This window comes from Arthrobacter sp. Bz4 (assembly GCF_003075455.1).
Lineage (GTDB): Bacteria > Actinomycetota > Actinomycetes > Actinomycetales > Micrococcaceae > Arthrobacter_D.
Map to the genome: position 1 here is coordinate 47551 of NZ_QDAE01000010.1, position 18698 is coordinate 66248.

At 65.5% G+C, this 18698-nt stretch carries 20 protein-coding genes and 1 pseudogene; 3 read left to right on the forward strand and 18 right to left on the reverse strand.

Annotated features, from left to right (window positions below; translation table 11 throughout):
* Positions 1–58: 58 nt before the first annotated feature.
* Positions 59–655, forward strand: coding sequence for an HAD family phosphatase (locus DDA93_RS09500; protein WP_019481211.1), 597 nt, complete (start codon positions 59–61; stop codon positions 653–655).
* A gap of 1 nt (position 656) precedes the next feature.
* Here DDA93_RS09500 and DDA93_RS09505 read toward each other — a convergent pair whose 3' ends face one another.
* The 9 genes and pseudogenes from DDA93_RS09505 to clpS form a co-directional block, all read right to left on the reverse strand.
* A complete protein-coding gene (locus tag DDA93_RS09505; protein ID WP_024476305.1) occupies positions 657–917 on the reverse strand; it encodes a hypothetical protein in 261 nt (86 codons plus the stop codon).
* An 88-nt stretch (positions 918–1005) separates the two neighbouring features.
* Positions 1006–1380, reverse strand: a complete 375-nt coding sequence (locus tag DDA93_RS09510) for a GntR family transcriptional regulator (protein WP_024476304.1) — start codon at positions 1378–1380, stop codon at positions 1006–1008.
* A 227-nt stretch (positions 1381–1607) separates the two neighbouring features.
* Positions 1608–2291 (reverse strand): DedA family protein, encoded by a 684-nt coding sequence (locus DDA93_RS09515; RefSeq protein ID WP_116778635.1) that lies wholly within the window; start codon positions 2289–2291, stop codon positions 1608–1610.
* 55 nt (positions 2292–2346) lie between these two features.
* Entirely contained in the window at positions 2347–2997 is a 651-nt protein-coding gene (gene rdgB / locus DDA93_RS09520; RefSeq protein ID WP_116778654.1) for an RdgB/HAM1 family non-canonical purine NTP pyrophosphatase, read from the reverse strand.
* Positions 2990–3763, reverse strand: a complete 774-nt coding sequence (gene rph, locus DDA93_RS09525) for a ribonuclease PH (protein ID WP_019481205.1) — start codon at positions 3761–3763, stop codon at positions 2990–2992. Before rph ends, rdgB begins: the two co-directional genes overlap by 8 nt.
* A 92-nt stretch (positions 3764–3855) precedes the next feature.
* Positions 3856–4658 (reverse strand): annotated as a pseudogene (locus DDA93_RS09530) (MBL fold metallo-hydrolase).
* Positions 4659–4660: 2 nt separating this feature from the next.
* The gene (gene murI, locus DDA93_RS09535) at positions 4661–5560 is read right to left on the reverse strand and encodes a glutamate racemase (RefSeq protein WP_243400577.1); all 900 of its coding nucleotides are present in this window, start codon (positions 5558–5560) and stop codon (positions 4661–4663) included.
* Between the two features lie 127 nt (positions 5561–5687).
* On the reverse strand, positions 5688–6248 hold the full coding sequence (locus DDA93_RS09540; RefSeq protein ID WP_116778636.1) for a DUF2017 domain-containing protein: 561 nt from the start codon (positions 6246–6248) through the stop codon (positions 5688–5690).
* 37 nt (positions 6249–6285) lie between these two features.
* Positions 6286–6594 carry an ATP-dependent Clp protease adapter ClpS gene (gene clpS, locus DDA93_RS09545; RefSeq protein WP_019481201.1) on the reverse strand — a complete coding sequence of 103 codons (309 nt, stop codon included), beginning with the start codon at positions 6592–6594 and terminating at the stop codon, positions 6286–6288.
* Positions 6595–6663: 69 nt separating this feature from the next.
* On the opposite strand from clpS, the gene DDA93_RS09550 reads away from it, so the two are divergent.
* The gene (locus DDA93_RS09550; protein WP_116778637.1) at positions 6664–8013 is read left to right on the forward strand and encodes a nicotinate phosphoribosyltransferase; all 1350 of its coding nucleotides are present in this window, start codon (positions 6664–6666) and stop codon (positions 8011–8013) included.
* Positions 8010–8633, forward strand: a complete 624-nt coding sequence (locus DDA93_RS09555; RefSeq protein WP_116778638.1) for an isochorismatase family protein — start codon at positions 8010–8012, stop codon at positions 8631–8633. Before DDA93_RS09550 ends, DDA93_RS09555 begins: the two co-directional genes overlap by 4 nt.
* A gap of 61 nt (positions 8634–8694) precedes the next feature.
* Here the strand turns inward: DDA93_RS09555 and DDA93_RS09560 are convergent, their stop codons facing one another.
* The 9 genes from DDA93_RS09560 to DDA93_RS09600 form a co-directional block, all read right to left on the reverse strand.
* Positions 8695–10476, reverse strand: coding sequence for a DEAD/DEAH box helicase (locus DDA93_RS09560; RefSeq protein ID WP_116778639.1), 1782 nt, complete (start codon positions 10474–10476; stop codon positions 8695–8697).
* A gap of 14 nt (positions 10477–10490) precedes the next feature.
* Positions 10491–11582, reverse strand: coding sequence for an MFS transporter (locus tag DDA93_RS09565; protein WP_116778640.1), 1092 nt, complete (start codon positions 11580–11582; stop codon positions 10491–10493).
* On the reverse strand, positions 11522–11956 hold the full coding sequence (locus tag DDA93_RS09570; protein ID WP_116778641.1) for an MFS transporter: 435 nt from the start codon (positions 11954–11956) through the stop codon (positions 11522–11524). The genes DDA93_RS09565 and DDA93_RS09570 overlap by 61 nt, the downstream gene beginning before the upstream one ends.
* A gap of 83 nt (positions 11957–12039) precedes the next feature.
* Positions 12040–12363, reverse strand: coding sequence for a DUF3039 domain-containing protein (locus DDA93_RS09575; protein ID WP_024476295.1), 324 nt, complete (start codon positions 12361–12363; stop codon positions 12040–12042).
* Positions 12364–12403: 40 nt separating this feature from the next.
* Complete coding sequence (gene nagB, locus DDA93_RS09580) at positions 12404–13186, reverse strand: glucosamine-6-phosphate deaminase (protein ID WP_116778642.1); 783 nt, start codon at positions 13184–13186, stop codon at positions 12404–12406.
* A 20-nt stretch (positions 13187–13206) separates the two neighbouring features.
* Positions 13207–14778 carry a transporter gene (locus DDA93_RS09585; RefSeq protein ID WP_116778643.1) on the reverse strand — a complete coding sequence of 524 codons (1572 nt, stop codon included), beginning with the start codon at positions 14776–14778 and terminating at the stop codon, positions 13207–13209.
* Positions 14760–15557: an ABC transporter ATP-binding protein gene (locus DDA93_RS09590; RefSeq protein WP_116778644.1), complete on the reverse strand. Its 798-nt coding sequence runs from the start codon at positions 15555–15557 to the stop codon at positions 14760–14762. The genes DDA93_RS09585 and DDA93_RS09590 overlap by 19 nt, the downstream gene beginning before the upstream one ends.
* Before the next feature lie 102 nt (positions 15558–15659).
* Complete coding sequence (locus tag DDA93_RS09595; protein ID WP_019481192.1) at positions 15660–16661, reverse strand: tetratricopeptide repeat protein; 1002 nt, start codon at positions 16659–16661, stop codon at positions 15660–15662.
* A 34-nt stretch (positions 16662–16695) separates the two neighbouring features.
* Positions 16696–18408, reverse strand: a complete 1713-nt coding sequence (locus DDA93_RS09600; RefSeq protein ID WP_116778645.1) for a hypothetical protein — start codon at positions 18406–18408, stop codon at positions 16696–16698.
* Positions 18409–18698 lie beyond the last annotated feature (290 nt).

Below are 18698 nucleotides of genomic sequence, written 5' to 3' on the forward strand. Positions count from 1 at the left end.
TTACCTAACGTTCACCCGCGCGCCGGGAGATACCTGCCACAGTCCCCTACCCTGAGGTATGGGAAAGACACAGTGGTACCTGTTCGATTACGGCATGGTGATCTCCAATGCGCCCACACCCGAGGACTGGCTGAACCTCGAGGATGCTGCTGGCGTCCAGCTGATGGACCCCGGCTCGCCCTACTGGCAGCACCGGTTAGACTTCGATGCTGGCCGCAAGACCAGCGTCGAATACTGGTCGCTGGTCACCGGACGCGACGTCACTGAGAGCCGGACGGACCTGCTCGACACGCTGGATGCCAACCAGTGGTCCCACTTCAACCTGGAAACCCTCGATGTCCTCGAGGAACTCAGCAGCCAGGGTGCCCGGCTGGCGCTGCTCTCGAATATGCCTGCCCCGATGGTGGCCAGGTTTGAGCAGGCGTCCTGGACCGGGTACTTCACGAAGATGTACTTCAGTTCGGTGCTCCAGCTGGTGAAGCCGCAGCGGGAAATCTTCGAACACGTGCTGCGGGACCTTGGCGCCGAACCACATGAGGTCACCTTCGTTGATGATGCCCAGGTCAATGTCGCTGCCGCGCAGGAGCTGGGCATCGACGCTATGCTCCACCAGCCAGGCATCGATCTGCAACGTGAGCTGTTCGCCCCACGCTGAGCTAGGGCACGGCCCGTCGCAGGGTGAGGTAGGACCCGCCCGCCAGCGCCAGGCCGACGACGGCGAGCCAGCCTGCGACGCTCAGCTGGGTCTGGCTGCTGAGGAACTGGCCCACCTGGCCCCAGAGTTCCTGGCGGGTGAGGTAGAAGACGAGGCCGATCAGCACGACTGCAGTCCCGATCCCGGTGATCAGGAGTCCCGTGGTCTGCCACCGTTTGTAGATGGTCGCGGCCCAGAAGCCAACCAGGAACAGCACCATCATCGCCGTGAAGTAGAAGACAGGCTCACCCCGTCGAGCGCCGTGGAATTGCGGTAGGTCTTGATCAGATCATGTGTTTCGATAACGCTGCTCATGGTGTTCCCCTCGAAACTGATTCGCTGGAGCGGACCATTTCCGCCAGTTCGGAGGGGCTGATTCCCAGCTTCCGAGCCTCTACCGCCAGCGGGCGGACGTATTGGTCAAAGAATTGGTCCCGCCGGCGCTGCAGGAGCGCGGCGCGGGCACCGGTGGCAACAAACATTCCTATTCCCCGTTGCTTGTAGAGAATGCCCTCGTCCACGAGCCGGTTGACGCCCTTGGCGGCGGTCGCCGGGTTGATGCGATGGAAAGCGGCAAACTCGTTCGTTGATGGGACCTGCGCCTCTTCGGCCAGGGTTCCCTCGACAATCTCGTTTTCGATCTCTTCGGCTATCTGAAGGAAGATGGGCCTACTGTCATCGATCATCTGGCCCTCCGGTGACCGGTCAGCTGGTCAATTGGTTAGTTACTGATGTAACTAACCATACAACCGGAGGCGGGCGATGCCAAGGCTTTTTGGGACGGCTGTGGTGGGCACGACGCCGTCGGGAACTCCTGCGCAGTTGGCGGGTGAAGCACGCCTCGAACCCGCCACTGCTGCTCGGGCGATTGGGGACACTCGCCACAGCTGCACCATCGGCAGGAGGCGGTGTGTCAGGCCGGGTCCCGCTCAGCCCGCTTGCGGCGAATCTTCAGGATCCGGCTGACCACAAAGTAGCCAAGGAATACGACGACGGCGGCGATCACGATTTTCTGGAACACGTCCGCATAGGCTTCGACAACGTGCCAGTTTTCCCCGAGGTAGAAACCGGCCAGCACGAAGATGCAGTTCCAGATGAGGCTTCCTGCGGTGGTGAGGGCAATGAATATCCAGATCGACATCCGCTCGATGCCCGCCGGGATGGAGACCAGACTACGAAACAGCGGAATCATCCGGCCGAAGAACACTGCCTTGTAGCCGTGGCGGTCGAACCAGGCCTCTACGCGGTCCACATCCTCCAGATCGACCAGTGGGACCCGGGACACGATGGCCCGCATCCGGTCGCGTCCCAGCCAGGCGCCCAGCAGGTACAGGATCAGCGCACCGACCACTGAGCCTGCGGTGGTCCAGAAGATGGCTTCGAACAGGGTGAAGCTACCCCGGCTTGCTGTGAAGCCCGCCAGCGGCAGGATGACTTCGCTGGGCAGTGGTGGAAAGAGGTTTTCCAGTGCGATCGCCAGACCGGCGCCGGGCGCGCCGATGGTTTCCATCATGGAAACGGCCCAATCGGAAATGCCGTCCAGCACCGACCCGCCGCCGGTCGGGGTGGTCGGTGCTGTCTGCGAGTAAATAGTCATATCCTGACCAATTTTGCCCTACGAGCCTGGGCTTTGCTGGGAGCGGAGGCGGGATTCAGCGCAACGCTTCGATCAGGTGGGGCAGCAAAGCCTTGAAGGCTTTCGCGCGGTGGCTGATCGAATTCTTCTCCTCCGACGACAGCTCGGCACAACTCTCCTCACGGCCTGCCGGCTGCAGAATGGGGTCGTACCCAAATCCACCGGCTCCGCGGGGCTCGTTGAGGAGGGATCCCCTGAGCTCGCCCAGAGCCACCTGGGCGGTCCCATCCGGGAGGGCTACCGTGGCGGCGCAGACGAATGATGCGCCGCGCTGTGCCCCCGGTATGTCGGCGAGCTGTGCCAGGAGGAGCTGCAGGTTGGCTTCATCATCACCGTGGCGTCCTGCCCACCGTGCCGAAAAGATCCCCGGCGCACCGCCGAGCACGTCGACGGCGAGACCCGAGTCGTCGGCAACTGCCACCAGCCCGGTTGCCGCCGCCACCGCCCGCGCCTTGAGGAGGGAATTGGCTTCGAAGGTGGTGCCGCTTTCGACGACGTCGGGCGCGCCGGCTGTCGCAGCGTCAATAACCTGCGTATCAACGTCAAGACCAGGAACCTGGCCCCGCAGCAGTTCACGCAGTTCCCGGAGCTTGCCCGCGTTACGGGTGGCGAGCACCAGCCTGGTTGCTGCCACAGCCGGTCGACCGTTCCCGGTGTTCTCAGACACCGGCACCCTCACCAAGGATGTCGAGCTGGATCTGGGTCAGCTGGGAAGTGCCGAGCAGGGCCAGGTCAAGGAGTGCGTCGAGCTCGTCACGATCAAACGGTGCACCCTCGGCGGTGCCCTGGACCTCCACGAACTTGCCGCTGCCAGTGACCACCACGTTCATGTCCGTTTCCGCGCGGACGTCCTCGACGTAGGGCAGGTCAAGCATGGGCACGCCGTCGATGATTCCGACGCTGACCGCGGCGACCGTGTCGATGAGGGGCTGCGCCGACGCGGCGATGAGCTTGTTTTCCTTGGCGTAGCGGATTGCTTCGGCCAACGCCACGTAGGCGCCCGTGATCGCTGCGGTGCGGGTGCCGCCGTCGGCCTGGAGTACGTCACAGTCCAGCACAATGGTGGTCTCCCCCAGCGCCTTCGTGTCAATGATGGAGCGCAAAGACCGCCCGATCAGACGGGAAATCTCGTGGGTGCGGCCCCCAATTTTGCCCTTGACCGATTCGCGGTCCGATCGGGTATTGGTGGCGCGGGGAAGCATGGCGTACTCAGCCGTGACCCAGCCCTTGCCCTCGCCCTTGAGCCAGCGGGGTACGCCCTGGGTCAGTGATGCGGTGCAGAGGACACGGGTGTTGCCGAACTCTATGAGTGCCGACCCTTCGGCCTGGTTGGACCAGCCGCGGGTGATGCTGATGGGTCGGAGCTGGTCCGGGGTGCGGCCGTCCGCCCGGAGGATGGCAGCGATGGGAGAGGAAGTGTCTGCTGGAGTCATGGGCTTAAGTCTACGGGCCGGCGGAAAAGTGGCCGAGCCGCAAGTGCGCTGTTGGGCAACCACTCGTGTGCGGGGGCGGTACTTTTTTGGCGTCAGATCTCGTAGGAAACGCCAGCAACCGCGACGGCGAGATCCCCACGGTAGCTGGTCCTGGCCTCCTCGATGGTCCTGTTGGCGTCATTCCACACCGGGATGTGGGTGAGCAGCAACCGGTCCGACGACGCCGCTGCCGCCACCTGCCCGGCCCGCCGGCCGGTAAGGTGGACGCCCTCAATCGCGTCGTCGCGGCCCTCGTGGAACGCCGCCTCGCACAGGAAAACATTGGACCCGGCGGCGGCCTCGATCAGGCCGTCGCAGGCATCCGTATCGCCGGAGTAGGTCAACACCCGGGGCGGGTCGCCGGGATTGTCTCCCGCGACCTCGACGCGCAGGGCATACGCCTCCTCGACCGGGTGCAGCACCGGGTACGGCGTGACGGTGAAGGGCCCCAGGGTGACGGCGGCGCGGGATTCCAGATCTGGAAGTCGAAGTCCTCATGCATGCCGGGGTCGAGGTCCAGCCCGTAGGCGGTCGCCATCCGGTCGGCGGTACCCGCGGGGCCCCACACCGGGATCCGCGGCCGGTGCCAGCCGTTGGGATCCCAGTGCACCGCAACGTGCAGACCGCAGAGATCCATGCAGTGGTCGGGGTGCAGATGGCTGAGGAACACTGCATCAATATCGCGCAGGTCCATGTAACGCTGCAGCGCGCCCAGGGCGCCGTTGCCGAGATCGAGGAGGATCCGCCAGGTCCGGGTGCTGTCGCCGTCGGGCACCGTCGCGGTCACCAGGTAGCACGACGCCGGCGATTGGGGGCCAGGAAACGACCCGCTACAGCCCACGATGGTCAGCTTCATGGCTAGGAGTTCCCCCTCGCATCGGCGCGCGCAGTGGCGATCATTTCCGGGGTGATCCTGGCCATACTTCCGGTGGGATACTGGGCGGCCACATGGTCGACGTGTTCTACGCTGAGGACCTCGGGTCCCAGGAACCGGCGGGCCAGCTCACCGAACCGCTGGGCGTCGCCGGTGGCGACGAAGTGGTGCCTGGGCTGAGCCTCCCCCACCCGCTCCAGGTCGTGGGAGATCAGCGCACGATAGACATCCTTCGCGGTTTCCTCGGCGCTTGAGACGAGTGTGACCGCATCCCCCATCACATAGGAGATCGCCCCGGTCAGCAGGGGGTAATGGGTGCACCCCAAGACCAGCGTGTCCACTCCCGCCTCCTTCAGCGGCTGCAGGTACCGCTGGGCGGTCGAGAGGAGTTCAGGACCCGAGGTGATCCCAGCCTCGACAAATTCGACGAACTCGGGACAGGCGGCTGAGGTGATGGACAGGTGCGGAGCGGCGGCGAAGGTGTCCTCGTAGGCGCGGGAGCCCACCGTGGCTGAGGTGCCGATCACCCCGATCCGCCCGCTCCGGGTTGCAGCGACTGCCCGCCGGACCGCTGGCTGGATCACCTCGATCACCGGGATGCCGTAGCGGGCGGTGTAGCGTTCGCGGGCGTCACGGAGCACGGCCGCTGACGCGGAGTTGCAGGCAATAACCAGGAGTTTGACACCTGAATCCACCAGCTCATCCATTACCCCCAGCGCGTGGGCGCGAACCTTGGCAATGGGCAACGGGCCGTAGGGGCCGTGAGCGGTGTCGCCGACGTAGAGAATCGACTCGCGCGGGAGCTGGTCAATCACGGCGCGCGCAACTGTCAGCCCACCGACGCCCGAATCGAAAATGCCGATCGGGGCCTCGGTTCGCTTCACTGCTGAAAAATCGCCCGGGACGGAGGTCATAACCTACCGACCATAAGACCTGTCACCGGGATTAGACGAACCCGACGCCAGTGGAATTAGTCACAGCCTTCGACCACAGCTGCGCGGCAGGCCTGGTTCACTTGTCTTTCAGCCCAAACAGGGCCTGGACCAGTGACTCCTGAAGCCAGCTCGCAAAGTTGTACACCAGCGCCAGGTAGGTCTCGACGTCGTCGGCGTCGGCGACGTCGTCAATGTTGTGAAGGCGGGCCGCGTCCTCGTCGGTTTCGATCTTCAGCCGGTCCGCGAGGACCAGCCGGACGTCGTTGAGCGCCCGGGCCATCAGCCGGGCCTGCTCGGCGGTGAGGGTCAGCGGGCTGGACTCCAGCAGCAGGGCACTGCCGCGCAGGGTGCCGATCTTGTCCTCGCGGAGGGACCGTTCGGTCAGCCGGCGGAATTCCAGCGCCTCGCCGTCGTCGTTCCGGACCGCATCCGGCAGCAACCTTCTCACGGCGCTGTCTGAGGGGGTGACCGCGGTGCTATCCACGCCGACCATGGCGGCGAGGGGATCGGCATTGGCTGGCTCGGCGGGCTCCAGCAGTTCGATGATGTCCTCGAACAGCTTGCGCAGCAGCTGCCGCTCCCCCGAATCCAGGGTGCCGATGATCCCACGACGGGTTGCCTTGAATGCCTTGGCCAAGAATTCTCCTTAACGCACAGTTACTGGGTAGCTCGCCTCAGGGGGCGTCGGACTTCTGGAACGTCGCCCAGAGTCCGTAGGAATGCATGGCCAGCGTGTCCCGCTCGGCCTCTTCCCGGCTGCCACCGGCGACCACCGACTTACCCGCCTCGTGGACTTCCATCATGAGCTTGTTCGCCTTGGCTTCGCTGTACCCGAAATAGGTCTGGAACACGTAGCTGACATAACTCATGAGATTGACCGGATCATTCCAGACGATCACTACCCACGGGATATCACTAGCGGTCAGCTGGTCGGTGTCCGTTTCCTCGAGCCGTTCGGTGTCCGGAGCGGTGCCAACAGTCATAGCACCATTGTAGAACGCAGGTCGGGTGACAGGATTCCGGTTGTGTCGGCGCCCAAACGGGTTAGAGTCGTGACTGTGAGCCCCACCAACTCCGCCCCGGTCGTCAGCACCCGGGCCAGCACCGCCCTGTATACGGACCACTACGAGCTGACCATGCTTCAGGCCGCCCTGCATTCCGGGGCTGCGCACCGGAAATCGGTTTTCGAAGCTTTCGCACGGCGCCTCCCGGAGGGACGACGCTATGGGGTGGTGGCCGGAACGGGACGCCTGCTGGAGAGCCTCGAAAACTTTCGCTTCGGCACTGAACAGCTGGATTACCTGTCAGCGGCCGGAGTGGTGGACACCCTCACTCTTGACTGGCTGGCCGATTTCCGCTTCGGCGGGAACGTCTGGGGTTATGCCGAGGGCGAGGCGTACTTCCCGCACTCCCCCATCCTGATCGTTGAGGGAACCTTCGCCGAGGCCTGCATCCTGGAAACCCTGGTGCTCTCCATCCTCAACCACGACTGCGCGATTGCCTCGGCCGCGTCACGGATGACCGGGGCGGCCGGCAGCCGTCCCTGCATCGAGATGGGGTCGCGCCGGACCCAGGAGGAGGCTGCGGTGGCCGCTGCGCGGGCCGCCATCATTGGGGGTTTCGCCAGCACCTCCAACCTCGAGGCCGGTCGGAGGTACGGCGTGAAGACCGTCGGCACCGCAGCCCACTCCTTCACCCTGCTGCACGACACGGAGCGGGATGCCTTCGCCGCCCAGGTCGCCACGCTGGGCGCCGGAACATCGCTGCTGGTGGACACGTACGACGTCGAACGCGGCGTCCGGACCGCCGTCGAGGTGGCTGGACCGGAGCTGGGTGCGGTGCGGCTGGATTCGGGCGACCTCGTGGCCCAGGCCCGCTGGGTCCGTCAGCTGCTCGATGACCTGGGCAACCACAACACCCGGATTGTGGTCACCTCGGATCTCGACGAGTTTGCGATTGGCTCCCTCGCCTCCGCGCCCGTGGATTCCTACGGCGTCGGCACCTCACTGGTCACCGGTTCGGGCGCCCCGACCGCGGGCCTGGTCTACAAACTGGTGAGCCGGACCGGTGACGACGGCGAATTCGTTTCAGTAGCGAAGTCAGCACTGAACAAGGCCTCGCGCGGCGGGCGCAAATACGCACTCCGCCGCCTCAACGACGCGGGCATCGCCACAACCGAGGTGGTGGGAATTGGCCGCTCGCCCCACGACGACGGAAACGACCGGCCGCTGCTGCAGCAATTTGTCAGCGACGGCGACATCCTGCCCGGCTGGACCGGGCCCGATGCGGTGCGCCGCGCCGTCGAACACCACCGGTCGTCCATGACCGAACTGCCGGGCTCGGTCATGCGACTGCAGCGCGGAGAACCCGCCATCCCCACCGAATATGAGGAGGAACCATGACCCGCGCCCTGATCATTGTCGACGTCCAGAACGATTTCTGTGAAGGTGGGTCGCTAGCCGTCGACGGCGGCGCCGACCTCGCCTCCCTGCTCAGCGACTTCATCGACGAGCAGGGCGGGGAGTTCGATCACATTGTCGCCACCCAGGACTGGCACATCGACCCGGGAGCCCACTTTTCACAGACCCCCGACTTCCTCCACTCCTGGCCGGTCCACTGCGTCGCCGACAGCAAGGGATCAAGGTTCCACCCGGACCTGGATACCGAGAATGTCGGAGCAGTCTTCCGGAAAGGCCAGTTCGAGGCGGCGTACTCGGGCTTTGAAGGCGTCCTCGCCCCCGAAGACGAGGTTCCCACCGGCGAGCAGAAGCTCGGCGCCCTGGCTGAGGGGTCAACAGAAGACCCGGTGACACTCGATGACTGGCTCCGTGAGCGGGAGGTCGATGAGGTGGCAGTGGTTGGCCTCGCCACCGACTTCTGCGTCAAGGCAACCGCCCTGGACGCTGTAGCGGCCGGCTACACCACCTCGGTCCTGGTCCGCTACACCCGCGGGGTCCACCCCGACGGCGTCGAGACCACCCTCGAGGAACTCGAAGAAGCCGGCGTCGAACTGGTCGAGTAGGACCTGGCCTTCGCTGCCGCGCGCCCAGGTCCCTCACGCTTCGCGGTAGTGCACCGGGCGGCTATTTCCGGCCGATGAACCAGTCCTGCAACTTCTTCAGCCGCCGCTGGAGCTGATCCTCGTTGGCCTGTGCCACGGCCGGACCGCCGCAGGCCTTCCTCAGCTCGGTGTGCACCACACCGTGGGGCATGCCGGAGCGTGCCGACCAGGCTGATACGTTCTTGGCGAGCTCACCCCGTAGTTCTGTGAGTAGCCGGTGATCAACGACCAGCGGCTCGGGGGCTGGCGCCACCGCGACGCCCTTGCGTCCCCGCCGGGTCTGTTGTTCCTGCTGCCGTTGGCGCAGCAGAACTCCCACCTGGTCAGCGTCGAGCAGCCCCGGAATGCCGAGGAAATCCTGTTCATCCTCGCTGCCCATTTCGCCGCCGGTACCGAACTCACCGCCGTCGAAAAGAACCCGGTCAAAGGACGCCTGGGATTCAAGCGCCTCAAACTTCTGCTTGGTCAGTTCGTCGGAGGCTTTCTCGGCACGGTTCGCCTCCTCCATCAACGCTTCCTCGGGGGCGAACCCGTCCTCGTCAGTCGCCGGACGGTCCAGGGCATGGTCACGCTCAAGTTCCAGCTGGTTGGCGAGGATCATCAGGTTCGGCACCGATGGCAGGAAGACCGAAGCGGTCTCACCCCGGCGTCGGGCACGCACAAAGCGTCCCACCGCCTGGGCGAAGAACAGCGGCGTCGCTGTCGAGGTTGCGTAGACCCCGACGGCGAGCCTCGGTACGTCAACGCCTTCGGAGACCATCCGGACCGCTACCATCCAGCGCTGCTCGCCAGCCGAGTACTCCTCGATCTTCTCCGACGCCTTCGCATCATCCGAGAGAATCACTACCGGTGATTCGCCGGTGATCTTCTTGAGCAGGCCAGCATAGGCCCGGGCGTCGTCGTGGTCGGTGGCGATCACCATGCCGCCGGCGTCGGATACCGTCCGCCGCACCTCGGAGAGCCGCTTGTCGGCCGCGGCGAGGACCGCCGGGATCCACTCGCCGGTGGGGTTCAGCGCCGTCCGCCAGGCATGAGCGGTGATGTCCTTGGTGACTGACGCTTCGCCGAGCGAAGCCGCCATCTCCTCGCCGGCGCTGGTGCGCCACCGCATCTGGCCCGAGTAGGCCATGAAAATGACAGGCCGCACCACGTGGTCCCGCAGGGCCTCGCCGTAGCCGTAGGTGTAATCGGACTTGGAGCGTCGAATACCGTCGGCGTCGGCCGCGTACTCGACGAAAGGGATGGCCGCCGTGTCCGAACGGAACGGCGTCCCGGTGAGCGCCAGCCGCCTGGTCGCCGGTTCGAAGGCTTCACGAATACCGTCACCCCAGGACAGGGCATCGCCACCGTGATGAATCTCATCCAGGATGACGAGGGTCCTGGCGGCTTCGGTCTTGGCACGGTGCAGCATCGGCTTGCTGGCCACCTGGGCGTAGGTCACTGCCACGCCGATAAAACCCTGACCGTGACGGCCGTCAGCGTTCCGGAAGTTGGGATCGATCGCCAGGCCAATCCGCGCCGCGGCGTCAGCCCACTGCCGCTTCAGGTGGTCGGTCGGCGCGACGATAGTGATCCGGTTGATGGTGCCGCGTTCCACGAGCTCGGTGGCAACCCGCAACGCAAAAGTGGTTTTACCCGCACCCGGGGTGGCCACGGCGAGGAAATCCTGCGGGCCGGTGGCAAAGTACTTGGCGAGCGCCTGCTCCTGCCACTGCCGGAGTTTCGGCGCCGTACCCCACGCCGCGCGTTCCGGGTAGGCCGGTGGCAGCGATGCACCTGTGGCAGGGGCAACGCCGAAGAGCATGTTATTACTCACGCTTAAGAAGAGACCTTTCCATGCCTGTCTGTGTCTGGGTGGGGACTAGCCGGCTCATCGGAGGATCCCAGCACCGCCCTCGAACCGGCAACTATACCGGCAACCGCGAAGAGGCACAGAGCCAGCCAGATCGCAACAAACACGCCCACCTGTCCCGGGTTCGACGGGTCACGTAACAGTGCGAAAAGCCCTCCCGCGATGGTGCTTCCGACCACCCCACCCATCTGGTCGCTGAGTTGCAGCGAGGAGGAGTTTTTCCCCCGCTCCTGTGCCGGTGAGAGCTTCAGGACCAGCACCGAGGTGCTCGACAGGGTCATTCCCATGGCAAAACCGGCAAGGGTCCACACCACCACCAGGACCCAGAAAGGCACCGTCGGAACCGAGACCAGTGCCAGTCCGCCGACGCTGGTCGACAGGATCGACGCCCCAAGGACCAGCAGCCACTGTCGGCGGAAGGTGACACGAGCCTGCACAAAGGCCCCCGCACTCCACCCCAGGGCGCCGGCGCTCAGGGTGAGGCCGGCGGTCGCCTCATTCATGCCACGCGATGTCACCAGCATCAGGGGAAGGAACGCCTCGGCGCCGAAGAACGCGGCGGTGACCAGGCCGCGGGTGGCGATGATGCTCGGCAACCCTCGGGCGAGCCGCACTGTCCCCTTCGGCAGCAGGCGGGGGAAGGTCAGCGCTGCGACGGCGACGCCCCCGGCGGCGAGGAGCAGGAGCACGATTGACCCGGCGCTGTCCCCCAGGCCCTGCGCTGCGAGCCGGTTGATGGCGAATTGGGCGGCCAGCACGCCGCCGGCAAGGGCCATCCCGGTCAGGGACCGCCGTCGTCCGTCACCGCGGTTACCGGCACCTGGCTCGGGGGTTGTCAGTGACGCGGTTTTCGGCCAGACCATGACAAACGCTGCCAGGACAATCGGCACGACCCCCAGGAACACCCAGCGCCAGGTGAACTCCTCCGCCAGGTAGCCAGCCACGGCGGGTCCGATCAGGGACGGCAGCACCCAGGCCGCGGATAACCACCCAAAGATCACTGGCTGGCGATGCTGGGGGTAGGCTCCTCCGATGATGACGTAGACGGCCACCACCATGAAACCGCCCCCAGCCCCGACACTGCCCGGCCCGCAGTAACCAGCCAGAATTCGCCCGCGGCACCTGAGACCAGCAGACCAGCGATCATCAGCGTCAGGCCGACGGCGAGCGCGGGGCGGGGACCTACCCTGTCGCACCAGGTACCGGCAATGACGGTGCCCAGCAACGACGCTGTCAGATACATCGAAAAGGCCAGCCCGTAGCCGGACACCCCACCGAGTTCCTCGACCACCGCAGGCATGGCAGTGGTGACCGCCATCGCCTCGAAAGCGGCGCAGGTGATGATGGAAATGATCCCGATGGTCAGGGGGCGCAGGCTGGCTGGCTGCCCGGTAGCGGGCTCTGCCGTGTTCGGGGCGGGGCGATCTGTCATGAATCCTTAGTCAACCTACGACTTGGTCAGCCCGCGACGAAGCGGCGGTGCCGCGCCGACACCTAGCTCGACTGCGCCGGCACCTATTTGTCCTTGTCGTCCTTGCCCGGACGCATTCCGTTGTAAATGTCTTTGCACTCGGGGCAGACCGGAAACTTCTGGGGGTCACGGCCCGGTGTCCAGACCTTGCCGCACAGCGCGATCACCGGGTCCCCGGACAGCGCGGACTCCATGATCTTTTCCTTGCGCACGTAGTGCGCGAGGCGTTCGCGGTCGCCGGGTTCCAGTTCCTCGCGGAGCTCTTCGCGTTCCAGCGTCGCGGTGGACCCTGAGCGTTGGGGGTCGCTCCGCGGGTCGCTGCGGGGGTCATTGTCATAGGGATCTGCAGGCGTACTCATGGTCTCCATCCTATCGTTGCTCAGGTCGTCCAGCCTGTCGCGGGGTCGGCTAGATTCCCTGCCAGGCAGGCTTGTTCGCGTAAGTATGGCGATAGTAATCGGCTAGTTTCAACCCAGAAGCGGCGGCCTCATCGATGAGAACGGTGGTGTGGGGATGCATTTGCAGAACGGATGCCGCGCAGATCGCGGCTACCGGCCCCTCCACGAAGTCGTGGACCGCCCGGGCTTTCTGCGCCCCGGTGGCGATCAGCACCACGTGGCGCGCGTCCATGATGGTGCCCAACCCCTGGGTCACCACGTGGTGCGGCACCTCGTCAATGCTGTCGAAGAAGCGGGCGTTGTCCTTGCGGGTCTGATCGATCAGGCTCTTGATCCGCGTCCGTGATGCCAGGGAACTGCCCGGTTCGTTGAAGCCGATATGCCCGTCCGTACCTACCCCGAGTAGTTGAAGATCGACTCCCCCGGCCTCCCGGATAGCCTGCTCAAAGGCGGCGCACGCGGCGGGAATGTCTTCTGCGGCACCGTCGGGGCCATGGACGTTGTCCGGGTGAATGTCGATCCGGTTCGTGAACTCCCGCCGAATCACCTCCCGGTAGGACTCCGGGTGGCCAACAGGTAGCCCCACATATTCGTCCAGGGCGAAGCCGTGGACATCGGCGAAGCTCAACGAACCAGTGTGGTGCCGGCGTGCGAGCTCGTCATACACCCCGAGCGGGGAGGAACCAGTGGCGAGGCCCAGCACCGCGTTCGGCTTGCGTCGGACCAGGTCCTCGATCGCGTCGGCTGCCACAGCTGCAATGGCCGCTTGATCAGGGAGGATTACTACTTCCATCAGCTGTCCTATCGTCTGAGCTATTTGTTGACGGCCACTGCCTGCAGCAGTTCGGGGGCCCTCCGGTCGTACCACTGTCCGCCCAGCTTCACGCCGCCCATCAGCAGCGCGGCACCCAGGACGCCACCAACTACCAGCGTAAGCCAACCGAAGACGCTGTTGCCGGTGACAAAGTAGGCGATGGCGAGTCCGAGTTCCGGCAGCACCAGCGCGGTGAGGACCAGCCAGCCAATAATCTGGACTGCGAACATGGAGAATCCGGTTCCCGGCGGTGTTTTCAGCGGGCTCTCGCCCGGGAGCGGCACGTTGTAGGTGTACCGGGCGGAGACCACGCTGGAGAACCCGATCCCGGTCAGCAGGACACCCACCGACAGGCCCAGCATCACCGGCAACTGCTCAAGGCTGCCGGAAATCCACAGCGGACCCACGGTGAAGACCAGCACCGCGGGGGCAGCGATCACAGCTACCGCCAAGGCGCGGCCCGCCCGGTCTGCCCACCCGCTCACCCCGGTGGAAAGGTGCAGCCAGAACGCCGTGTTGTCATAGGAAATGTCGGCCGAAATGGACCAGGCGAGGAGGAACGCGATGATCGGGCCCACGAAATTCAGCATCGTAAAGTCCCCGGACTGGTAGGCGAAAAACAGCATGAGAAGCGGGACCAGCGGGACAATCACGATGGACCCGAGGTAACGGGGATCCCGCGCCCAGTAGGTCAAGGCGCGGGCGGCAACTGCCCCGGTGGGAGTCGCCGGAAACCGGCTGAAGAAGCCCAGGTTGCCTGCCGCTTTTCGGGTCACCGCGTTGTGGGCAGGCGTCACCAACGCCCGGGCCAGGCTGAGCTGCCAGAGCCAGGCCAGCAGGGCGAGGGTAGCGACGCCGAAGGCGAACCGCAGCGCGGCGGTGAGGTAGGCGCCGTCGGCCACGTCCGCCGGAACCGCCCAGAAGACACCCAGCGGCGTCCACCCCAGGATGGCCGCCAGCTCGCCGGCAAATCCGACCGACTGTTCAAACCCGGCCGCTATCCCGGCGATGATGGGCCCCAGCAGGATGATCGGCACCAGCACCACCATGGAGCTGACATCCTTGAACGTGCGCGACGAGGTCAGCGACATGACCGCCGTGGCCGCCAACCGTGAGGCCACGACACACAACAGGGTGGCCAGAATAGCGCACACCACCGCCACCACTGCTGCGGCAGGGTAGAGCCGCCAGATACCAACCTGACCGAGCGCGGCAAGTAAGGTGATGATCCCCGGGATGCCGATGACCGCGCCCAGCGCGAGCCCGGCGATCAGTTGCGGCATCGGCACGGCGAAGGTAACGAACCGCGCCGGGTCGAGGGTCATATCGATGCCCGAAGAGACCATCGGCACCACAATCCAGCCGAGGACGACTGCTGACCCGGCAATCACCACTACGTTGCGAATAATCTCCGCTTCAGCGGTACCAAAGGCAAACAGCGCCAGGATCAGCAGGCCCAGCATTCCCAAACCGTACAGGCCGCCCAGGATCACGCCGATCAGTGCCCAGGTGCTGCGTTTGAGGGAGTTCCGCAGGAGGGTGAGTTTGAGCCTTAGGAGGTGCGCAACCATGTGAGTCCCTCCGCGGTGTTGCGTCCGCCCACCAGTTCCACGAACCGGTCCTCGAGGCTGGAGTCCCCGCGCACCTCATCGACGGTGCCGGCGGCCAGGACTGTGCCGGCAGCGATCACCGCCGCGTGGTCGCACATCCGCTGGACCAGGTCCATGACGTGGCTGGAGACGATCACTGAACCGCCGGAGCTGACATAGCTGTTCAGGATGTCGCGGATGTTGGCCGCCGATACCGGGTCCACCGATTCGAACGGCTCATCGAGGACCAGCAGGGACGGCGCGTGGATCAGCGCCGAGGCCAGGGCGATCTTTTTGGTCATACCGGCCGAGTAATCGACCACCAGGGTGCCGGCGTCGTCAGTCAGGTCGAGCGCACGGAGCAGGTCCGCGACCCGCTCCGCCACCGTGTCGCGGTCCATACCGCGCAGCAGGCCCGCGTAGGTCACCAACTGTTCCCCGGTCAACCGGTCGAACAACCGCACCCCGTCGGGGAGAATCCCCATCAGCTTCTTCGCCTCGAGCGGCCGAGCCCACACGTCCACGCCATGCACCCATACCTGGCCGTGGTCCGGGCGCAACAAACCCGTGGCCATCGACAGCGTCGTGGTCTTGCCAGCGCCGTTCGGGCCCACCAGTCCGTAAAACGAACCGGTGGGGACATCCAGGTCGACGCCGTTCACGGCGATCTTTTCGCCAAAACGTTTGGCGAGTCCCCGGATCACCAGCGCCGGGCTCTCCGGAAAAGCGGGACCGCCGGCTGGGCCCGGGGACAAAGGCATAGATGGTGTGCTCATCCCTCCACGCTAGCAACGTCAAGAGAGACCCATCGTCATCCAAAGGGACGAATTACCGCCCACAGACTCCGTCCGGCGGATGAAAATCTAGAACAGGGCGCGTGCCAATGCTCCCCGCGCCTTGGTGACGCGCGGGTCGCTGATCCCGACGACGTCGAACAGGTCAATCAATCGCACCCGGGCAACTTCACGGGGTTCCCCCGCGGTCCGTCCAATGAACGAGACGATCCTGGCGAACGCGTCCTCGACGTGGCCTCCCGAAATGTCCAGGTCCGCGACGGCGAGCTGGCTCTCCACCGAGTCGGGCTCGTCGGCTCCGCGCTGCCGGATCGTCTCGGCGTCGACATCCTTGAGCCGCTGCATCAGTTCCACCTGGGCCAGCCCAGCTTTCGCCTCGGCGTCTGCTGGTTGCTCTGCCAGGGCCTGCCGGTAGGCGGCGGCGGCAGCGGGGTAGTCACCGGCCTCGATGGCATCGAAGGCGGCCTGATGCAGGGGCGGCAGCGGCGGCTCTTCGGGAGCGGCCTCCTCGCCGTCGGCACCTTCCCGCAGCGACCCTGAGACGCCGTTCGAGCCCGCCACTTTCAGCAATTCGTCAATGAAGGACCGGATCTGGGCTTCGGGCAGCGCGCCCTCGAACAGCGGCACCGGCTGACCCTTCAGGACCGCCACCACGGTGGGCACCGTCTGTGCCTGGAAGGCCTGGGCTATCTGGGGTTGCGTCTCGACGTCGACCTTGGCCAGCAGCAGCCGACCGTCATGTTCGACCGTCACCGCTTCCAGCACCGCTGTGACGCGGGACGATTCTTCGCTCCAGGAAGCCCTCAGGTCCACGATTACCGGAACCTGCGATGACAGCTGAACCAGCTGAGGGAAGCTCTGCTCGGTGACCTCAACGACGTAGGGGCTGCCTGCTCCTGCGCTGGCGGCTCCGGGTGCCGAATCCGCCGGGGGTGCTGCGGGGGCGGGGGTCCCGCCCTGCTGGGCGGTCCGTGCGGCGTCGGCCCGTGCCTTCAAAGCCGACAGATCCACGGCTCCGTGCAGGTTCATTGACGACGGCGGGAGGGGCCCGCGGTTGGTTGGAATACTCATGGTTCCGCCTTTCAAGGGTGGTCTCTGGTGGAAGTTACCGAAGTTCGGCGGAGAGCAACTGCTGGGCGGCACCGATGACCCGGATGCGCTCATCGCTGCCGGCAGGCGGTACATACATCATTACCGCTTCGCCATACCGCACGTCGATGCCCTCGTCGGTTGAGGTCTCGCCGGTCAGCGACTCGTAGACGGTGCCGTCGAGGTCGATCGAATCACCGGCGCCGCGCGGGACGCTGGAATAGGTGTGGTTCAGGTAGCCGAAGACCATCGCGCCCCCGTCGCTGGTGGACAGGGCGTGCGTGAAGTCCTGCTCGGACTCATGCACGAAGGTAATGTCGGCAGAGTCGTTACCCGGATCGGCGACGACGTCGGCCTGGAACGAGGTGATGGCGTCCGCAAAGGAATTCGCCTCGAAGGTTTCGGCGTTGTCGCCGTCGGGCTCCGACAGGAAGTCGGCGATCGCGTCCATCGCGTCCTGGGGGGCTAACGCAAGCTCGCCTGCGATGTCGACCGGTACCTCGGCTACCCCTGCGGCACCGTCGGAGGCCGGGAAGGTGGTGCCGGGCAGCATCTGGATTGCGGCGCTGAGCTGGTAGTTCGACCGGGGGTCGGCCTGGACCAGGACCAGTGCGTGCGGCACCGGGTTCTCGTCGGACTGGGTCAGGGCGACGACGGTGCGGGGCCAGCTGGTCTCCGATGAAACCATTGTGGTCAGGACGGGCTCGGCAGCCACCGGAGTGGGCTCCGGGACGTCACTGGCCTGGGACCGGACGTCATAGTTGGCGGTCCGGAGCGCCAGGGCCGCCTCGGCGACCCGCGGCTCAAGCAGCTCCGCATCGGATGCCGCGTCACCTTCCGCAACGACAGTCGCCACTGAGGCCAGAATTCGTTCCAGCTGGCTTTCCAGCAGTACGGGTGGGGCCGGTTCGTCGGCCGCTTCGGAAGTCGCTGACGCGGTAGAGCTCGGGTCCGAACTTGGATCCGGGCTCGGGACTGAACTTGGATCGGAGGTGCTGGCGTGAGCCAGCCCGGCGCCAGAGACGGTCAGCCCTGCAACGACGACGGCCGCCCCGAAGGATGCTCCGCCTGCCCGCTTCGGCTTCTTCCGGGTTTCCATCCGGCGCTGGTGGGCTCGCGAGCCCTCGGCAGCGGGCCGGTTGCGCTTTGGTGTGACAAAGAAGAGGGCAATCCCCAGCACGATGGCAAGCGCACCGATCACAATCAGGGGCACCGCCCAGCCGGTGGTCGCCTCGTTGGGCCAGGTGACCGAGATGTCGGTGGGTGCCGGGTTCTCGCCGTCGGCTGCCAGCAGGATTGACCAATCGCCCTCGGCTGGATCGAGCCAGCGGTAGGTCACACTGCCATCGGCGGTTTCCTCGCTGGTCCAGAGGTCGGAGCCACTGGGGTTCGGGACCGTCTCTTCACCCTCGGTGAACGTGGTTTCCAGGCCCTCCTCGGCAATGGCGGTCACCCGCAGGTGCGCGGCGTCGCCCACCCAGGCGTCGACATCCCCGGCACGTCCGACGGCGAGCGTGAAGGTACCTTCGCTGCGCACCGTAATGTCGACGTCGTCTGCGTCTGGAGCCTTCGCCCCGGCATCGATCACGGTGACCGGGCCGGCTTCGGACCCCGCGGGCACGGAGGCCGTCACGGTTTCCGGCGGGGACCAGAACGTGAGCTGGCCGATGCCCAGGAGCATCAGCAGCGCACCGATCACCAAAGCGGGGACTGCAATCTTCAAACGCACTCAGATACCTATCGTTGCTCGTGCGCAGCACGGCCGCGCGTCAGGCGCCGACGGAGGTCCGACGACGCGATGTCTTGTGCAATACCTTGATCTAACGTCCCATCGTAACGAACTTCGGCCGCGCGGCGGGATTTTTATGGGGGTGGTCACTCTCGGGCGTGCGCGCAGACCTGACGCACGACGTCGGGTCCCCGGCCCGACACGGTAAGCCGACAGTAGGCTGTTAGTGTTTCGCTAACCTTGCTTTAGCGGTTTTGAACCTTATTGCCCGCCGCATGCACTACTGGGAA